The organism is Kineosporia mesophila, from assembly GCF_021129235.1.
Classification (GTDB): Bacteria; Actinomycetota; Actinomycetes; order Actinomycetales; family Kineosporiaceae; genus Kineosporia; species Kineosporia mesophila.
In genome coordinates this window covers 252,488-270,457 of record NZ_JAJOMA010000003.1, presented here as the reverse complement: position 1 = coordinate 270,457, position 17,970 = coordinate 252,488, and the positions used below count along the sequence as shown (strand labels likewise).

The window sequence follows — 17,970 nt, the reverse complement described above, 5'->3', positions numbered from 1 at the left end:
GTCCTCCATTTTTGTTTACCAGACCCGGCGCGACTTCTCGGGCAGCAGGTCGAGAGCCTGGTAGGTCTCCAGGGTCTCGCCGGCGGTCACCCAGACCCGCGCGTCCGGGCTGTAGTCACTGATCAGCTCGCGGCAAACACCGCAGGGCGCGATCACCCGGAAGCGGTCGGCCGGTTTGATCTGCACCGAGACCACGGCCTCGATGTCGAGCGCGCTGCCGTTGCTCAGCACCGTGCCGATGGCGATGCCCTCGGCGCAGATCGAGCTGCGGCGGCAGGACCCCTCGACGTGGACGCCGGTGTGGATCTTCCCGTCCCGGGTGCGCAGGGCGGTGGCCACCTCGTGGCGGCCGTGCACCCAGACTCGTCCCAGCAGGTCCTGGGCCGTGTCCAGGAGCTCAACGTCGTCCGGGGACAGGCCCGCCGCGGAAACCCGGATCACAGGCCGAGGATCTTCGCGAAGTTCCCGCCCTCGACCAGCGCGCGGTCGGCCTCGTCGGGGATCGCCTTGGCAATCTTGAAGCGCTCGAGATCGAAGTCGGAGCCCGGCCATTCGCTGCCCAGCAGGATCTTCGAGGCGCCCAGGCGGGCGTAGGCCCGCCGCACGTCGGACATCAGGGTGGCCGAGGTCTCCAGGTACACGTGCGGCTGGCGCTCGGCCACGATGATCGCCTCGGGCACGTTCCAGACCGCACCCATGTGCGCGATGATCGTCGGCACGTTCGGGTGGTCCTTGGCGATCTCCTCGATGGCCAGCGGTGCGCAGAACGCGTCGTCCAGAGCGTTGATCAGGACCGGAAGTCCCAGCGAAGCGCACTTCTCGAAGACCGGGTCGAGCAGGCCGTGGTCGGCCACGTGGTAGCCGTGCATGCTCGGGTGCAGCTTCAGGCCCTTCAGCCCGGCCGCGGCGAAGCGCTCGATCTCGTCGATCGCGTTGTCGGCCTGCGGCATCACCTGGCCGAAACCGATGAACCGGGTGGGGTGCTTGCTCACCATGTCGATGAGGAAGTCGTTCTCGATGCGCTGGGCCAGCGAGCAGACCATGGCCATGTCCACGCCGGCGGCGTCCATCCGGGTGAGGATGCGCTGCGGGTCGAACGGCACGTGGGCCGGCGGCTTCTCACCGGGCTTGGCGCCGGTCAGGTAGTCGGAGCGGCCGCGGACGTCCTGGGTGGTGTTGTAGGCATCAATGATCAATGTCGGCGTGCTCCTTGGTTGTTTCAATACCGGTGGTGTTCAGCGGAAAGTGGCACCGGACGCTGCGGCCCGGCTCGAGTTCCCGCAAGGTCGGCTGCTCGGTACGGCACAGGTCGGTGACCTTCGGGCAGCGGCTCGAGAAGAGACAGCCCGAGGGGGGATCGGCCGGGTCGGGCGGATCGCCCGGCAACTGGGCCTGGCGGGGTTCGGCGGTGGCGGTCACCCGCGGCACCGAGGCCAGCAGCGCGTTGCTGTACGGGTGCGCGGGGCCGGCGAAGAACCGGTCGCGCTCGGCGATCTCGATGATCTGCCCGAGGTACATCACCGCGACCCGGTCGGCCAGCTGCCGCACCACACCCAGGTCGTGCGAGATGAACAGGCATGTCAGCTTGCTCTCCTCGGTCAGGTCGGCGAGCAGGTTCACCACCTGGGCCTGGATCGAGACGTCGAGCGCCGAGACCGGCTCGTCGGCGACGATGAACTTCGGCTGCGGGGCCAGGGCCCGGGCGATCGCGATGCGCTGACGCTGGCCGCCGGAGAACTCCCGGGGCCGGCGGTGGCCGGCGTCGCGGCCCAGACCCACCAGGTCGAGCAGGTCGCCGGCGCGTTCCTCGGCCTGCGCCCGGGTGGCGCCGCGGGCCCGCATCATCGGCTCGGCGATGATGTCGACCACCTTGCGGCGCGGGTTCAGCGAGCCGAACGGGTCCTGGAAGATCATCTGAAGGTCGGCCCAGACCGCCCGTAGCTGCGCGCCCTTCAGGTGGGTGATGTCCAGCCCGAGGAAGTCGATGCGCCCGGCCTGCGGCTCGATCGCCCGCAGCACGGCGCGGCCGAGACTGGACTTGCCGCAGCCGCTCTCACCGACCAGGCCGAGCGTCTCGCCCTCGGAGATGGTCAGGTCGACGTCGCGCACGGCCCGCACGCGGCGCCCGCCGGGGCGGGTGTACTCGACCCGCAGGCCGGTGAGCTCGAGCAGGGGGGTGGGTTTCATGCGGCACCGGCTCTCAGGGCGGCCGACTTGGCCTCGGCGGGCAGGAAGCAGGCGTCGAGATGGTCCGGTTCGGCGGTGCGCTGCGCCAGCTCGGGCCGTTCCGCGCAGGCGTCGTGGACGAACTCGCAGCGCGCGGCGAAGGCACAGCCGTCGGGGCGCTTCACCCCGGACAACGGGCTGCCCTTGATCGCGGCCAGCCGGCGCGGCCGGGGACCGTCGATCCGGGGCATCGAGTTGAGCAGGCCGATCGTGTACGGGTGCTGCGGGGAGTTGAGCACCTCGTCGCGGGTGCCCACCTCCACGATGCGCCCGGCGTACATCACGGCGATCCGGTCGGCGACCTCCGCGACGACGCCCAGGTCGTGGGTGATGAGCACGATCGCGCTGCCGTGCTCGGCCTGCATGCGCTTGAGCAGGGCCAGCACCTGGGCCTGGATGGTCACGTCGAGCGCGGTGGTGGGCTCGTCGGCGATCAGCACGCCCGGGTCGTTGGCCAGGGCGATCGCGATCATCACGCGCTGGCGCATACCGCCGGAGAGCTGGTGCGGGTAGGCCCGGGCACTCTGCTGCGGGTTGGGGATGCCGACGTCGCCGAGCAGGGTCTGGGCCTTCGTCAGGGCGTCGGCCCTGGAGATCTTCTGGTGCTGGCGGATCATCTCGGCGACCTGCTTGCCGACCCGCTGCACCGGGTTCAGCGCGGCCAGCGCGTCCTGGAACACCACCGCGATGTCGGCGCCGCGGATGGTCTGCAGCTGCTTCCGGCTCGCCGCCACCAGATCGGTGCCCCGGTAGTCGGCCGTGCCCGAGATGTGCGTGCGAGGGCCACGGTTCAGCCCGGTCAGGCCCATGGTGAGGGCCGACTTGCCCGAGCCGGACTCGCCGACCAGGGCCAGCAGCTCACCGGCGCGCAGGTCCAGGCTGACCCCGTTCACGGCCGGCAGCCGGCCCGAGGGCACGTCGAACTCGACCTTGAGGTCCCGGATGCTCAGCACGGTCTCGCTCATAGGGCTTTCACGGCCTCGTCGATGAGTTCCACCACCCGGCCGGGGCTGACCTGGGGTACGGAGTGGCTGCCGGGCACGTCGTACGTGACGGCCTCCATCCGCGCGGCCATGTCCCGCTGGGTGTCCGTGCGCAGCGTCTTGTCCTGCGCCGCGACCAGGTACCAGCGCGGCCGGTCACGCCAGGCGGCGGCCGGGGCCTTCTGCTCGAAGACGGCATTGGCGCTGGGCCGGGTGTCGCTCTTCCAGAGCACGCGCATCTCGGGGGAGACGTCGGGGTTGATCTCCGCCCAGTACTCCGGCGTGTCCGCCGACGTCCACTCGCCGTTGGGCCCGCGCAGCATGTGCTGGGAGACCTCGGCCGGGGGGTAGCGCACCAGGATGTCCTGGATCGACTCACCGGCGTCGGGGCCCCAGGCGGCCACGTAGACCAGGCCGCGCACCCGGGGGTGCACCCCGGCGCCGCCGATCACCGCGCCGCCGTAGGAGTGACCCACCAGCAGCACGTCGCCGGTGGTGTGCTCGTCGATCCAGGCGGTGGTGGTGGCGACGTCGTCCAGGAGCGACGTCATCGGGTTCGTCACCGCGCTGACGGCGTAACCGCTTTCCTCCAGCAGCGGGAGGACCCGGGCCCAGGTCCGGGGGGTTCCGCCGGCGCCGTGCACCAGAACGATTTCCATGTCAGCTCTCTCCCAGCCGTGGGTCCAGCACCAGGTACAGGATGTCGACGGCCGCGTTGACCAGTGTGAACAGCAGGGCGATCGCCAGTGCGGCGCCCTGCACGACCGGGTAGTCGCGCTGCAGCACCGCGTCCACGAGCAGCACACCGACACCCGGGTAGGAGAAGACCGTCTCGGTGACGGTGGAACCGCCCAGCAGCGTGCCGAACTGGAGCCCGAGCACGGTGATGATGGGCAGCGAGGCATTGCGCAGCACGTGCCGGCGCACCACCTGGTTCTCGTCCAGGCCCTTCATCTGGGCGGTGCGGACGAAGTCGTCGCCCAGCACCTCCAGCACACTGGCGCGCACGATCCGGGTGATGAAACCGGCCGTGGACAGCGCCAGGGTGGACGCGGGCAGGATCAGGTGCTGGATCCAGGGCCAGATCAGCTCGGGCCGGTCCTGGAGCATCGCGTCCACCAGCACGAAGTTGGTCAGGGGCTGGTAGCTTAGCTGGTTCGGCACCCGGCCGATCACCGGGAGCCAGCCCAGCCAGACCCCGAACACCACGATGCCGAGCACGCCCAGGGCGAACCAGGGAAGGCTGAAGGTGACGGTCGCGGCGGCCCGGGTGGTGGTGTCGACCCAGGTGTCCTTGCGCAGCGCCGCCCACAGGCCGGTGACGCCACCCAGGACGACCGCGATCAGCATGGCCGCCACGGTCAGCTCGATGGTGGCGGGAAGCGCGTTGCCGATCAGCCCGAGGACGTCGTTGCCACCGAAGTAGGACGAGCCGAAGTCGCCGGTCACCAGGTCGCGCAGGTAGATCAGGTACTGCTGCGGAAGCGACTTGTCCAGGCCGAGGTTGGCACTGATCTCGGCGGCGTTGGCGGTGAGCTGGGCCGCGCTCTGGTCGGTCGAGCCGCCACCGGCCAGGCTGGTGGCGGGGGAGCCGGGCAGCAGCCGCAGGGCGACGAAGACGAGGGTCGCCAGGGCCCACAGCACCAGGGGGATGGTGAGCAGGCGCAGGGCGATCATGCGCGGCAGGCCACCCAGGCTGCGCCGGGGCGGTTGACGGGCGGCCACGGTGGTGGTCGTCATGAGAGCCCCCGCGGGTCGAGTGCGTCGCGCAGGTCGTCACCGGCGAAGTTGCAGGCGACGACGAAGATCAGGGTGGCCAGGGCCGGCAGCAGGGTCAGCGACGGTGTGGTGAGCACGAACTCCTGCCCGGCCTGCACCATGTTTCCCCAGTCCGGCGTCGAGGCCGGGATACCCAGGCCGAGGTACGACAGACCCGCCGCGAAACCGGCTGCGATGGAGAGGGTCATGACCACCTGGGCGAGCATCGTGCCGGCAATGTTGGGCAGGATCTCCTGGAGCATGATGCGCGGCCCCCGGGCACCCCCGAGCTTCGAGGCCAGCACGTAGTCCCGGGCCGCCTCGCGGGCGCTCAGGGCCCGGGCCAGCCGGGCCAGACCGGGCGCCAGCGAGATGCCGATGCCGATCACCAGCGTGGTCGTGCCCGCCCCGGCCCCCGCGACCAGCAGGATGATGAGCAGGATCGACGGGAACGCCAGGGCCAGGTCGACCAGGCGCATCACGGTCGCGTCGACCAGGCCACCGAAATAGCCCGCCGCCAGACCGATCAGCGTGCCGATGAAGGTCGCCAGCACGGTCGCCAGCACGGCCACGGTGAGCAGCGGCCGGGCACCGTGCACGAGCCGGGCCAGTTCGTCCCGGCCCAGGTCGTCGGTGCCCAGCAGGTGCCCGCCGCTGCCGACCGGCAGCAGCGGGCTGTTGCTCTGACGTAGCGGGTCGGCGCTGATCAGGAACGGCCCGATCAGCGCGACCAGCACGAAGAACGCCAGCACCAGCCACGACACGGCGGACAGCCAGTTCGTGGCGATGGTGCGGTTTCTCAGAAGATCAGACACTCGCCTTCTCCATGAAGCACCGGTGGTTGCCGAGGGCGTTCGAGTTGAAGCCCTTCACTCCGGAGCCGCTCACCACCGGGTTGGTGGAGTAGCCCAGCATCACGAGCACCATGTACTTCTCGGCCCAGCGGCGCTGGATCTCGGTGTACCTGGCGGTGCGCTCGGCCCCGTCGGGCAGGTTCTTGGCCTCGTACAGGTCGTTCTCGAACGCGTCCGCGCCCTTCAGGCTCGCGAAACCGGTGGCGAAGTCGCCGTACACGCCGGACGGTTTGGCCATCGCGCCGATCATGTTGTCCGGGTCGGGCACGTACGAGTTGCGCTCCCAGATCATCAGGTCGTGGTAGTCGTCGTCCGGGTCGATGACGCGGCCGAAGTACGTGGCCGGGTCGACCGAGTCGACCTCGACCTTGAGGCCCAGGTCGGTCAGGTTCTGCTCGACGATCTGCGCGGCCTTGGGGTGCCAGCTGTCGCTCGCGGCCATCAGTTTCACGGTGCGACCCGCGGCCCCGGCCGCCTTCAGCAATTCCTTGGCCTTGGCCATGTCCTGCGTGCTGAGATCCTTCAGCGAGGCGTCGTAGCCGTTCTGCGACGGCGGGATGGTGTAGCCGTCGGGCGTCTGGCCCTTACCGAAGAACGCCTGCGAGACAATGGCGTTGCGGTCGACCGCGAGGTTGATGGCCTGGCGCACCTCGAGCTCGGGGATGCGGCGCGCGTCGACCATCATGATCGCGTCGAAGCCCAGCGAGGTGTCGTAGACCGTCACCGCGTCGTTCTTGGCCAGCGAGGCCAGCGACGAGTAGGGCGTGAACTGGGTGGCCGAGATGTCGCCCGAGATCAGCGAACTCACAATGGTGGACGGGTCGGTCACCTGCTGCAGGACGAGCCGGTCGATCGGGGGGCGGCCCAGGCGGAAGCCGTCGAACGCCTCCAGCACCACGGATTGGCCCGAGGTGGACGACACGAACTTGAACGGGCCGGTGCCGACCAGGCCCTTGCCGATGTCCGCGCCCTTCTCCTTCAGCGCCGCGCTGGAGATGATCCGGCCGCCGATGTCGGACAGCCGCGAGAGCACGGTGCGGTCGGGCTTGAGCAGCACCATGACGACGGTCAGGTCGTCCTTGGCCTTGAGCGACTTCACGTTCGCGCCCAGGCTGTTCAGCGGGCGGGAGGCGCCGTCGGGGAGGGTCTTGTCCTTCTCGTCGAACTGCCGGCCCAGGCTGGCCAGCACGTCGGCCGAGGTGAAGGTGGTGCCGTCGTGGAAGGTGACACCACTGCGCAGCTTGAACGTGTAGGTGAGCTGGTCGTCCGAGATCTCCCAGGATTCCGCCAGGTCGGGCTGCGGGGTGTTGTCCTCGAAGGAGATGAAGGTCAGGCCGCGGCAGATGCAGTCGACCGCCATCCAGTCACCCAGGGTGGTGTAGAAGGCGGGGTCGTTGACTGCGCTGGTGCCGTCGATGGCCATGGTCAGGGTGCCGCCCTTCTGGGCGCCCCCCGAGTCCTGGTCGTCGTCGGCGGCCACGCCGCACGCCGAGAGCAGGCCGCTGAGGCCGAAAGTCATTCCCATACCCAGCAGTCCGGCACCGCGGAGCATGGTGCGACGGGAGACATCGGGGGTGTCCGGCGAGGACTGGGGTGCGGCGGAGGTGGGACGCGGCATGGGGGGCTCCTACGAGACGGGCAGGTCGGCAGGGTGGGGCGCTGGATAGCAATCGACGCAGATTGGATCCATCTAGAAGTGGAACGTATCCTGAATGGGCGAGCGCGTCTAGGGTGACCCAACGGATGCACGGAGTTGTTTCGCCTGGGTAAAGGCACCTGGCGCGGGGTGTTTCGCCTGCCGGATGGAAAGGCGGCCGCCCCCACCTCGTCCGTGATCATTCAATCCCCCAGCCTTCGGCCCCATTCCCCCGGGAGTCGCGGGGAGCGGCCCCTCGCAATGGGTGCGATAACAGGCCGTGCAGCGCCTGGTGGGAGAGCGGACCGTCCCGACCGGGGAACATCCGCGCGCGCAGGCCGCGCGGATGTTCCCCGGTCGGCCGATCTCAGGCCGCGGGAGCGCTCGCGGCGGCCAGGGTCTTGTTGCGCCGGGCCACCACGAACGCACCGCCGGCGGCCGCGGCGGACAGGGCCAGGGAGGCCTGCCAGCCGCGGTTGAGGCGGTTGCCGAGCAGGTGGTCGACCGAGTACCGGCCCGGCCCGGTGAGGGCGATCGCACCGGCGGCCAGGCCGAGGACGGCCGGGTACTCCAGGCCGCCCTCGGTGTTGAAGAAGCCGTTGGGTGTGTGCACCGAGGCCGCGCCGATCATCGCGCCGACCGAGGCGGAGGCGGCGAGCGGGGTGGCCGCACCGACGACGAGCAGGGCGCCCCCGGCCTCACCGAGCCCGGCCGCCAGGGCGCTGGGGTGGCCCGGGGTGAAGCCCATGCTCTCGAAACCCTTGGCGGTGCCGGCCAGGCCGCCACCACCGAACCAGCCGAACAGTTTCTGCGCGCCGTGCACGAAGAGGGTGGCGCCGACGCCGACCCGCAGGCCGAGCAGTCCGAGGTCGAGGGTGCTTCGCGTCATGGTGGTACTCCTTGCTCTCGCCCGGATCCCCGGGCGTCGGCGCTGCCGCGCGGGAAACCCGATGTAGTTCAACACTGGATTGTTTCCCGGCGGGCGGAGCGAGTCGAGAGCACTACCTGGGGAAATGTCCCGTACGTCGGTGCGGGATAACTCTCAAAGAGACCGGATCTCCTGGATGATCCGGTCCCAGGGCAGTCCCCGCTCCCGGCGCGGCGAGCGCAGCGGCCAGACGTCCTCACCCGTCATCATCCGTACCCCGGCCGATCGCAGGGTCGCGACGTGCCCGTCCCAGGCCGGGTGCCGGGTGTGGGCCAGGTTGATGCAGGGGAACACCAGCACCGGTACCTCCTCGCGGCCGATCATCTCGTTGGCCACGGTCATCGCCTGGTTGTCGCTGATCGCCAGGGCGAGTTTGGCCACCGCGTTCGCCGTGGCCGGCACGACCGCGCAGGCGTCCGGTTCGGGGTGCGGCCGGGGACGCCCGGGCAGGCGGGTCTCCCAGCGCACCGGCAGCCCGGTGAGGGTCTCCAGGCGGGACGCCTCGCCGTCGTCCGTCAGCCAGGTGCCCGCGGTGGGGGTCAGCGTGATCGCGACCCGCCAGCCGGCTTCGACGAGCGGCGTCACGAGATGCGGCCGCAGTCCGGCGATCCCGCCGGCGGCACAGGCCACCAGGCTCAGAACCCGTCCCTCAGCCACGGTGCCCCCCAACGGTGATTGCGGACGACCACGAGCTTCCGGGGGCGAGGTCAGGTCGGTCGGTGGCGGGGAGAATTCGCATGATCACGGGGGGAAGGTTTGCATGCTTCTGTTCGTGATCAGGCAAACCTGTCCCGGCCGGAGGCCGGGAGGCGCTTCAGCTGTCCCAGCGGAACCAGCGGACGGTGGCCGCGGTGCCGGCCACGGTCCAGGCGGCCAGGACCAGGAGGTCGCGCCAGGGCCAGTCGCCGTGGGCGAGGGTGGTGCGCAGCCCGTCGCCGAGGGCGCCGGAGGGCAGCCAGCGCACCACGTCGCCGAGGGGGCCGAGCTGGTCGGGGGCCAGCACCACGCCACCGCCGGCCAGCAGGAGCACCCAGATCAGGTTGGCGGCCGCGAGAACGGCCTCCGCGCGCAGCGTTCCGGCCAGCAGCAGGCCGATGCTGACGAACGCGGCCGAGCCCAGCAGCCCGACGACCAGGGCCGGCAGCAGCCCGGCGAGGGAGGGGTGCCAGCCCAGCAGCAGACCCACGGCGCCGAGCAGCAGCACCTGGATCGCGGAGACCACGGCCACGGCGCCCAGCCGCCCGGCGATCAGGCCGGAGCGGCCCAGGGGAGTGGTGCCGAGCAGGCGCAGCAGACCGGCGCGACGGTCGAAGCCGGTACTGATGGCCTGACCGGTGAACGAGGTGGAGATCAGGGCCAGGGCCAGTACCCCGGGCGTGGCCAGGTCGATGCGGCGGCCCGCGCCCAGGTCGACGACGCCGCTCCGGGCCAGACCGGCCAGCACGAACAGCGGCAGGATCACGGTCAGCAGCAGCTGCTCACCGTTACGGAGCATGGCGCTCGCGTCGAACTTCGTCTGGGCCAGCACCCGGCGCAGCACCGGGGCGGCTCGGTCGGCACCGGTGTCCCGCACCGAGGCCGGGGATCCGGGCACGGTCACCTCGATCGCGCTCACGCCCCGATCACCTCAGCGGCCCCGGTCTGCCGGGCCGCAATCTCCAGGAACACGTCTTCCAGGCTCCTCCGGCCGAGCACCAGACCCTCGGGCATGATCCCGAGCCGGGCGCACCACGCGGTGGTGGCGGCGACGTCGGCGGGCAGCAGATGCGCCTCGGGTGTGCGGTTGGCGACGACGTAATGCCCGGGACGCACCTGCGTGACGGCGATCCCGGCGGACAGCAGGGGCGCCAGCTCGGTCAGGTCCAGGCCGGGCGGGCCGCCGAAGGCCAGGGTGTGGTCGCTGCCACCGGTCAGCTCGCGCGGGGTGCCCGCGGCGACGACCCGGCCGGCGGCCATCAGGACGACGTGGTCGGCGAGGCGCTCGGCCTCGTCCAGCAGGTGTGTGGTGAGCACGACGGCGACGCCCGAGCGGCGCAGCCCGCCGATCAGGTCCCAGACCGCGAGCCGGGCCTGCGGGTCGAGACCGGCGGTCGGCTCGTCGAGGAACGCCACGTCGGGGCGGCCGACCAGGGCCACGGCCAGGGCCAGGCGCTGGCGCTCGCCGCCGGACAGGCGCCGCACGGGGGTGCGCAGGCGTGACCCCAGGTCGAGGGTGGCCACGAGCTCAGGCACGTCGAGGGGCCGGGCGTACATCGCGGCGGCCAGGGAGAGCACGTCGCCGGCCCGCGCGGCCTGGGGCAGGCCGCCGTCCTGGAGCATGACGCCGACGCGGGGCCGCAGCCAGGCACCGTCCGTGACCGGGTCGTGGCCGAGCACCCGCACCGTGCCGCCGTCGGGGCGGCGCAGCCCCTCGCAGCACTCGACGGTGCTCGTCTTGCCGGCGCCGTTGAGGCCGAGCACGGCGGTCACCGCACCCGCGGCCGCGCTGAACGTCGCCCCGTCGACGGCGACCTTCGAGCCGTAACGCTTCACCAGCCCGGTCACCTCGACGGCGGCGGGACCTGCGGGTGGCGCGGATGTTCCTGGCACATGTCCACCATAGGGAAGTGCGGCGGGTACTTCGGCACGACCCCGCCGTCCACCCGGCCCGGCGACAGGGTCGTCCGGTCCGGCGCGGCGCGGGAACCGGCGGCAAACGGTGTTCACGGGGGCGGTGGACACGGAACTTAGGCTTACCTTCCGTGACGCACCAGACAGAACCCGTGAGGGTTCGTCGTGGGTTCTCGGCTTGAGCCGGGCGTCGAATAACGTCACACTGATGTGGTGGAATTGACTGAGGCCGATCGCATGGAGGATCGGGGTACCCGGAACCGGGTGTCCCGCGAGATCCTGCACCACGGTCCTGTCACCGCGAGTGACCTGGCGGCCACCCTGGGGCTCACCCCCGCAGCGGTGCGCCGGCACCTGGACACCCTGACAGACCAGGGCCTCGTGTGCACCTGGGACCCGCCCGAGGGCGCTCCCCGGCGCCGCGGCCGTCCGGCACGACTCTTCGTGCTGACGGACGCCGGTCACTCGGTGATGTCGACCGCCTATGACGACCTGGCCGTCCAGCTGCTGGAGTTCCTGGCGCAGACGGCCGGTCCCGATGCCGTGCGTGAGTTCGCCGTGGTGCGGGCCGAACGGCTCGCCCAGAGGTACCGGCCCGCCGTCGAGGCGGTCGGGGAAGACACCCATCGCCGCGCCGGTGCGCTGGCGCAGGCACTCAGCACGGATGGGTACGCGGCCAGTGTGCGTTCACTGGACGAACGAGGTCGCGCCAAAGAAGACCAAGCCGCTCCCCAGACCGGAAAACAGCTGTGCCAGGGTCACTGCCCGGTGCAGCAGGTAGCCGCGCAGTTCCCCCAGCTCTGCGAGGCCGAGACGCACGCGTTCTCCAGTCTCCTGGGGGTTCACGTCCAGCGCCTGGCCACCCTGGCCCACGGCGAGCACGTCTGCACCACGCACATCCCGTTGAGCGCGGTCTCGGCCTCGCTCGACGGTCGCAGTCCAGCCGGCCGGCCCGCGTCAGCACCCGGGCCGGAAGTCACGTCACCTGAGGAGAAAGCCGCCGATGAGCACCGTTTCGCATCCTGAACTCGAGGGCATCGGGCGCTACGAGTTCGGCTGGGCCGACTCCGACGACGCCGGGGCGACCGCGCAGCGCGGTCTGTCCGAGGCCGTGGTCCGGGACATCTCGGCCAAGAAGAACGAGCCGGAATGGATGCTGAACCAGCGTCTCAAGGGCCTGAAGCTCTTCGCCAAGAAGCCCATGCCGACCTGGGGTTCCGACCTGTCGGGCATCGACTTCGACAACATCAAGTACTTCGTCCGCTCCACCGAGAAGCAGGCCACCTCCTGGGACGACCTGCCGGACGACATCAAGAACACCTACGACAAGCTCGGCATCCCCGAGGCGGAGAAGCAGCGCCTGGTCGCCGGTGTCGCCGCGCAGTACGAGTCCGAGGTGGTCTACCACCAGATCAACGAGGAGCTCGAGAAGCAGGGCGTCATCTTCGTCGACACCGACACGGGCCTGCGCGAGTACCCGGAGCTGTTCCAGGAGTACTTCGGCTCGGTGATCCCGGTGGGCGACAACAAGTTCGCCTCGCTGAACACCTCGGTGTGGTCGGGCGGCTCGTTCATCTACGTGCCCAAGGGTGTCCACGTCGAGATCCCGCTGCAGGCCTACTTCCGGATCAACACCGAGAACATGGGCCAGTTCGAGCGCACGCTGATCATCGCCGACGAGGGCTCGTACGTGCACTACGTCGAGGGCTGCACGGCGCCGATCTACAGCTCCGACTCGCTGCACTCGGCCGTGGTCGAGATCGTCGTGAAGAAGAACGCCCGGGTGCGGTACACGACCATCCAGAACTGGTCGAACAACGTCTACAACCTGGTCACCAAGCGGGCCACCGCGGCCGAGGGCGCGACCATGGAGTGGGTCGACGGCAACATCGGCTCCAAGGTCACGATGAAGTACCCGGCCATCTACCTGCTCGGTGAGCACGCCAAGGGCGAGACGCTGTCCATCGCGTTCGCCGGTGAGGGCCAGCACCAGGACGCCGGCGCCAAGATGGTGCACGCCGCACCGCACACCTCCTCCAGCATCGTGAGCAAGTCGGTCGCCCGGGGCGGTGGCCGTACCTCCTACCGTGGCCTGATCCAGGTGCTGGAGGGCTCGCACCACTCGGCGAGCACCGTGCGCTGCGACGCGCTGCTGGTCGACACGATCAGCCGGTCCGACACCTATCCCTACGTCGACGTCCGCGAGGACGACGTGGCGATGGGTCACGAGGCCACGGTCTCGAAGGTCAGCGAGGACCAGCTGTTCTACCTGATGTCGCGGGGCATGACGGAGGAGGAGGCCATGGCGATGATCGTGCGTGGCTTCGTCGAGCCGATCGCCCGGGAGCTGCCGATGGAGTACGCGCTCGAGCTGAACCGCCTGATCGAGCTCCAGATGGAAGGCGCGGTCGGCTAGTCCGCCCCACCTCGTCCTTCAAACCCACCGAAAACGTAGACAGAGAGCCATGACTGAGACATACACGATCGAAGGCGGACCGGTCGAGCTGCACCGCTCGAGCTTCGACGTCGCGGACTTCCCGCTGCCGACCGGCCGCGAGGAGGACTGGCGGTTCACCCCGCTGGACCGCCTGCGGGGCCTGCTCGACGGGGGCCCGTCGGACGGCCGGCTGAGCTGGACTACCGACCTGCCCGAGGGTGTGGAGCTGACCACGGTCGGCGCCGGTGACCCCTACCTGCGCTCGGTGCCCAAGCCGGTCGACCGGGTCGGTGTGCTGACCCTGGCCAACGCGACCGACGGTGCCGTGGTGCTGCGCGTCCCGGCGAACGCCGAGCCGTCCGCTCCGGCCGTGATCCGCCTGGCGGGGAACGGCGGCGACGTGGTCTGGGGTCACGTCATCCTCGACATCGGCGCCAACGCCCAGGTGTCCGTCGTGATCGAGCACAGCGGCAGCGCCCGGTACGCCGGTGAGCTGTCGGTGCTGGTCGGCGACGGCGCGAAGCTCAAGCTGGTCAGCGTGCAGGGCTGGGACAGCGACGCCGTCCACGTCCAGCACACCGGCGTGCGCCTGGGCAAGGACGCCTCGATCGCGTCCACCCAGATCACCCTCGGCGGCGACCTGGTCCGGTTCGTCGAGACCGTGGAGTACACCGGCCCGGGCGGCGACGCCGAGATGGCCGGTCTCTACATCGCCGACGCCGGGCAGCACCAGGAACACCGCCTGTTCGTCGACCACAGTGCGCCGAAGTGCCGCAGCAACGTGACCTACAAGGGCGCGCTGCAGGGCGAGGGCGCGCACACCGTGTGGGTCGGCGACGTGCTGATCCGCGCCACGGCCGAGGGCACCGACACCTACGAGATGAACCGGAACCTGGTGCTGACCGACGGCACCCGGGCCGACTCGGTGCCGAACCTGGAGATCGAGACCGGCGAGATCGTCGGCGCCGGTCACGCCAGCACCACCGGCCGGTTCGACGACGAGCAGCTGTTCTACCTGCAGGCCCGGGGTATCAGCGAGGAAGAGGCGCGCCGCCTGGTCGTGCGCGGCTTCTTCGCCGAGCTGATCCACAAGATCGGCATCCCCGACCTGCAGGACCGTCTGCTGGCCGCGATCGAGGCCGAGCTGGGCGGCGAGCCCGAAGCAGCGATCAGCGCCGTCACCGAGGAGAACGCGTGAGCCGCGAGCGCGTCGCCGGTCTCGCCGACCTGAAGGCCGGCGAGGCGATCCAGGTGAAGAGCGGTGGCCGGAACATCGCTCTGGCCCGGGAGGCCTCGGGCGAGGTGCATGCGGTCGCCGACCTCTGCACGCACGCCGCGGTGTCGCTGTCGGAGGGCGACGTGGAGGGCTGCACGATCGAGTGCTGGCTCCACGGCTCGGCCTTCGACCTGCGCACCGGCGCCCCCACCGCGCCGCCCGCCATCACCCCGGTGGACGTGTACGCCGTCACTGTCGAAGGTGACGACGTCTACGTGGACACCGACATCATCGTGAACGCCAGCTCGTCAGCTGCATCCTCAGCTGCATCCAAGGAGAACTGAACCGCCATGGCCACTCTGGAAATCCGCGACCTGCACGTCAGCGTCGAGACCGAGCAGGGTCCCAAGGAGATCCTGCGCGGCGTCGACCTGACCATCGCCTCCGGCGAGACGCACGCGATCATGGGCCCGAACGGCTCGGGCAAGTCCACCCTGGCGTACTCCATCGCCGGGCACCCGAAGTACACGATCACCTCCGGCACGGTCACGCTCGACGGCGAGAACCTGCTCGAGATGAGCGTGGACGAGCGCGCCCGCGCCGGTCTCTTCCTCGCCATGCAGTACCCGGTCGAGGTCGCCGGTGTCACCGTGTCGAACTTCCTGCGCACGGCCAAGACCGCGATCGACGGCAAGGCCCCGGCCCTGCGCCACTGGGTCAAAGACGTCCGCGGCGCCATGGACGCGCTGAAGATGGACCCGGCGTTCGCCGAGCGCGACGTCAACGCCGGCTTCTCCGGCGGTGAGAAGAAGCGCCACGAGATCCTCCAGATGGAGCTGCTGAAGCCCCGTTTCGCGGTGCTCGACGAGACCGACTCGGGCCTCGACGTGGACGCGCTGAAGATCGTCTCCGAGGGCGTCAACCGGGTGCGGGAGAACAGTGAGGTCGGCGTTCTGCTGATCACCCACTACACGCGCATCCTGCGCTACATCAAGCCCGACTTCGTGCACGTCTTCGTCGACGGCAAGGTCGCGGCCGAGGGCGGCCCGGAGCTGGCCGACGAGCTCGAGGCCAACGGCTACGACCGTTTCACCACCTCCGCGAGCGTCTGAGAACAACCCCGAATTGAGGACGCCCGTGGGCGGCGCCCACAGGCGTCCTCAATTTTCGATCTGACACCGAAGGATCTGAGCGAGAGTGACCCTCACGTCCACGCAGGCGACGCCGCTGGATCACGACGAGGTCGAGGCGATCCGCGCGGACTTCCCGATCCTGCACCGCACGGTCGGGGACGGCGCCCAGCTCGTCTACCTGGACTCCGGCGCCACCTCACAGCGCCCGCGGCAGGTGCTGCAGGCCGAGTACGACTTCGCCACCACCTCCTACAGCGCGGTGCACCGCGGTGCGCACACGCTGGCGAGCGAGGCGACGGACGCGTTCGAGGCGGCCCGCGAGACCGTGGCCCGGTTCGTCGGGGTTCCCACCGACGGCGTGGTCTGGACCCGCAACGCCACCGAGGGCCTCAACGTCCTGGCGGCGGCGCTGACCGATCCCGAAGCCGGGCAGTACACCCTGAAGCCCGGTGACGAGGTGCTCGTCACCGAGATGGAGCACCACGCCAACCTGGTGCCCTGGCAGCGCGCGGCCGCCCGCAGCGGCGCCACCCTGCGGTGGATCCCGCTGACCGACGCCGGCCGGCTCGACCTGGCGACCGTCGACGGGCTGATCAACGAGCGCACGAAGGTGGTCGCGTTCGCGCACGCCTCGAACGTGCTCGGCACGATCAACCCGGTCGCGGAGCTGGTCGCGAAGGCGAAGGCCGTCGGCGCCCTGACGATTCTCGATGCCTGCCAGTCGGTGCCGCACCTGCCGGTCGACCTGGGCGCGCTCGGTGTCGACGCCGCGGTCTTCTCCGGTCACAAGATGCTCGGCCCGACCGGTATCGGCGTGCTCGCGGCGCGCCCGGGCCTGCTCGACGCCCTGCCCCCGGTGCTGACCGGCGGGTCGATGGTCGAGCGGGTCACGATGGAGACCGCGACCTTCCGCGAGGCCCCGCAGCGGTTCGAGGCCGGCCCCCCGCCGGTGGCCCAGGCGGTCGCGCTCCGGGCCGCGGTGGACTACCTCGACCGGGTCGGCATGGACCGCATCGCGGCCCGCGAGCACCAACTGGCCCAGTTGCTGCTCGACGGTGTCGACAGCGTCGCCGGAGTTCGCGTGATCGGCCCGAACGATGCCGAGAACCGCACGGCCACCGTTGCTTTCGAGGTCGAAGGGGTGCACCCGCACGACGTCGGCCAGGTGCTCGACGCGGCCGGTGTGGCTGTCCGTGTCGGCCATCACTGCGCGCAGCCGGTGCACCGCCGGTTCGGCGTGAACGCGTCCAGCCGCGCCAGCGCCTACCTCTACACCACCGACGCCGACGTCGAGCGCTTCGTCCAGGCACTCGGCTCGGTCCGCGGATTCTTCGGCAGGAGCTGAACCTTGTCCTCTCTCGAATCCCTGTACCAGCAGGTGATCCTGGATCACTCCAAGGAGAAGCACGGCCGCGCCGACCTCGGCGAGGGCGACGTGCTCGACCCGCTGAGCACGGCGCGCAGCCACCAGTACAACCCGCTCTGCGGGGACGAGGTGACCGTTCAGATCACCCTCGGCGGCACGGACGTCGAGACCGTGGCCTGGACCGGCGACGGCTGCTCCATCAGCCAGGCCGCCACCTCGGTGATGCACGACCTGATCGTCGGCAGGCCCGTCGACGAGGCCCGCGGCATCCTCGCCGACTACCGCACCATGCTGCGTAGTCGCGGCGAGGGCGAGCCCGACGAAGAGGTGCTCGGTGACGCCGTGGCCTTCGCCGGGGTCAGCCGGCACGCGAACCGCGTGAAGTGCGCCATTCTGGGATGGACGGCGTTCGAGGACGCGTTGCTGCGTATCGAGGCCGCACGACCGACAGCAAAGGACGAATCATGAGCGACGCGATCGATGTGGCAGTGGACACCAGCCCGGCCGACGTGCCCGCCGACGTGGCGGACGTCGAGGAGGCCCTGCGCGACGTCGTCGACCCCGAGCTGGGCATCAACGTCGTCGACCTGGGCCTGATCTACGGCATCCAGATCGACCAGAACAACCACGCGACGATCGACATGACGCTGACGTCGGCGGCCTGCCCGCTGACCGACGTGATCGAGGACCAGGCGGCCGCCGCGCTGGACCCGATCGTCAAGGGCCACGCCATCAACTGGGTGTGGATGCCGCCGTGGGGCCCGGACAAGATCACCGACGACGGTCGTGAGCAGCTGCGGGCCCTGGGCTTCAACCTGTAGCA

The 17,970-nt window shown here is 70.3% G+C and carries 20 protein-coding genes; 8 read left to right on the top strand and 12 right to left on the bottom strand.

Translation table 11 applies throughout. The features are described 5' to 3' along the window. Positions 1-15: 15 nt before the first annotated feature. The 12 genes from LR393_RS06165 to LR393_RS06110 form a co-directional block, all read right to left on the bottom strand. A complete protein-coding gene (locus LR393_RS06165; RefSeq protein WP_231482213.1) occupies positions 16-441 on the bottom strand; it encodes a cytidine/deoxycytidylate deaminase family protein in 426 nt (141 codons plus the stop codon). Next, positions 438-1,196, bottom strand: coding sequence for an amidohydrolase family protein (locus tag LR393_RS06160; protein ID WP_231482212.1), 759 nt, complete (start codon positions 1,194-1,196; stop codon positions 438-440). Before LR393_RS06160 ends, LR393_RS06165 begins: the two co-directional genes overlap by 4 nt. After that, entirely contained in the window at positions 1,186-2,187 is a 1,002-nt protein-coding gene (locus LR393_RS06155) for an ABC transporter ATP-binding protein (RefSeq protein WP_231482211.1), read from the bottom strand. The genes LR393_RS06160 and LR393_RS06155 overlap by 11 nt, the downstream gene beginning before the upstream one ends. Next, complete coding sequence (locus LR393_RS06150) at positions 2,184-3,191, bottom strand: ABC transporter ATP-binding protein (protein ID WP_231482210.1); 1,008 nt, start codon at positions 3,189-3,191, stop codon at positions 2,184-2,186. The genes LR393_RS06155 and LR393_RS06150 overlap by 4 nt, the downstream gene beginning before the upstream one ends. Beyond that, complete coding sequence (locus LR393_RS06145) at positions 3,188-3,868, bottom strand: alpha/beta fold hydrolase (RefSeq protein ID WP_231482209.1); 681 nt, start codon at positions 3,866-3,868, stop codon at positions 3,188-3,190. The genes LR393_RS06150 and LR393_RS06145 overlap by 4 nt, the downstream gene beginning before the upstream one ends. A 1-nt stretch (position 3,869) precedes the next feature. Continuing rightward, positions 3,870-4,949: an ABC transporter permease gene (locus LR393_RS06140; RefSeq protein WP_231482208.1), complete on the bottom strand. Its 1,080-nt coding sequence runs from the start codon at positions 4,947-4,949 to the stop codon at positions 3,870-3,872. After that, a complete protein-coding gene (locus LR393_RS06135; RefSeq protein ID WP_231482207.1) occupies positions 4,946-5,782 on the bottom strand; it encodes an ABC transporter permease in 837 nt (278 codons plus the stop codon). Before LR393_RS06135 ends, LR393_RS06140 begins: the two co-directional genes overlap by 4 nt. After that, positions 5,775-7,439, bottom strand: a complete 1,665-nt coding sequence (locus LR393_RS06130; protein WP_231482206.1) for an ABC transporter substrate-binding protein — start codon at positions 7,437-7,439, stop codon at positions 5,775-5,777. Before LR393_RS06130 ends, LR393_RS06135 begins: the two co-directional genes overlap by 8 nt. Positions 7,440-7,824: 385 nt before the next feature. Next, positions 7,825-8,346 (bottom strand): DoxX family protein, encoded by a 522-nt coding sequence (locus LR393_RS06125; RefSeq protein ID WP_231482205.1) that lies wholly within the window; start codon positions 8,344-8,346, stop codon positions 7,825-7,827. A gap of 153 nt (positions 8,347-8,499) precedes the next feature. Then, complete coding sequence (locus LR393_RS06120) at positions 8,500-9,042, bottom strand: flavoprotein (RefSeq protein WP_231482204.1); 543 nt, start codon at positions 9,040-9,042, stop codon at positions 8,500-8,502. Between the two features lie 157 nt (positions 9,043-9,199). Beyond that, entirely contained in the window at positions 9,200-10,000 is an 801-nt protein-coding gene (locus LR393_RS06115; protein WP_231482203.1) for an ABC transporter permease, read from the bottom strand. After that, positions 9,997-10,974 carry an ABC transporter ATP-binding protein gene (locus LR393_RS06110; RefSeq protein WP_231482202.1) on the bottom strand — a complete coding sequence of 326 codons (978 nt, stop codon included), beginning with the start codon at positions 10,972-10,974 and terminating at the stop codon, positions 9,997-9,999. Before LR393_RS06110 ends, LR393_RS06115 begins: the two co-directional genes overlap by 4 nt. A 258-nt stretch (positions 10,975-11,232) precedes the next feature. On the opposite strand from LR393_RS06110, the gene LR393_RS06105 reads away from it, so the two are divergent. The 8 genes from LR393_RS06105 to LR393_RS06070 all read left to right on the top strand — a co-directional run bounded on the left by LR393_RS06105 (position 11,233) and on the right by LR393_RS06070 (position 17,968). After that, entirely contained in the window at positions 11,233-12,021 is a 789-nt protein-coding gene (locus LR393_RS06105; protein ID WP_269326781.1) for a helix-turn-helix transcriptional regulator, read from the top strand. Next, the gene (gene sufB, locus LR393_RS06100) at positions 11,999-13,411 is read left to right on the top strand and encodes a Fe-S cluster assembly protein SufB (RefSeq protein WP_231482200.1); all 1,413 of its coding nucleotides are present in this window, start codon (positions 11,999-12,001) and stop codon (positions 13,409-13,411) included. The genes LR393_RS06105 and sufB overlap by 23 nt, the downstream gene beginning before the upstream one ends. 49 nt (positions 13,412-13,460) lie before the next feature. After that, complete coding sequence (sufD, locus tag LR393_RS06095; RefSeq protein WP_231482199.1) at positions 13,461-14,630, top strand: Fe-S cluster assembly protein SufD; 1,170 nt, start codon at positions 13,461-13,463, stop codon at positions 14,628-14,630. Next, positions 14,627-14,992: a non-heme iron oxygenase ferredoxin subunit gene (locus LR393_RS06090; protein WP_231482198.1), complete on the top strand. Its 366-nt coding sequence runs from the start codon at positions 14,627-14,629 to the stop codon at positions 14,990-14,992. Before sufD ends, LR393_RS06090 begins: the two co-directional genes overlap by 4 nt. 6 nt (positions 14,993-14,998) lie before the next feature. Further along, positions 14,999-15,760 carry a Fe-S cluster assembly ATPase SufC gene (gene sufC / locus LR393_RS06085; protein ID WP_231482197.1) on the top strand — a complete coding sequence of 254 codons (762 nt, stop codon included), beginning with the start codon at positions 14,999-15,001 and terminating at the stop codon, positions 15,758-15,760. Positions 15,761-15,845: 85 nt separating this feature from the next. Then, complete coding sequence (locus LR393_RS06080; RefSeq protein WP_231482196.1) at positions 15,846-17,126, top strand: SufS family cysteine desulfurase; 1,281 nt, start codon at positions 15,846-15,848, stop codon at positions 17,124-17,126. Between the two features lie 3 nt (positions 17,127-17,129). After that, positions 17,130-17,615, top strand: coding sequence for a Fe-S cluster assembly sulfur transfer protein SufU (sufU, locus tag LR393_RS06075; protein WP_231482195.1), 486 nt, complete (start codon positions 17,130-17,132; stop codon positions 17,613-17,615). Further along, positions 17,612-17,968: a metal-sulfur cluster assembly factor gene (locus LR393_RS06070; RefSeq protein ID WP_231482194.1), complete on the top strand. Its 357-nt coding sequence runs from the start codon at positions 17,612-17,614 to the stop codon at positions 17,966-17,968. The genes sufU and LR393_RS06070 overlap by 4 nt, the downstream gene beginning before the upstream one ends. Positions 17,969-17,970: the final 2 nt, after the last annotated feature.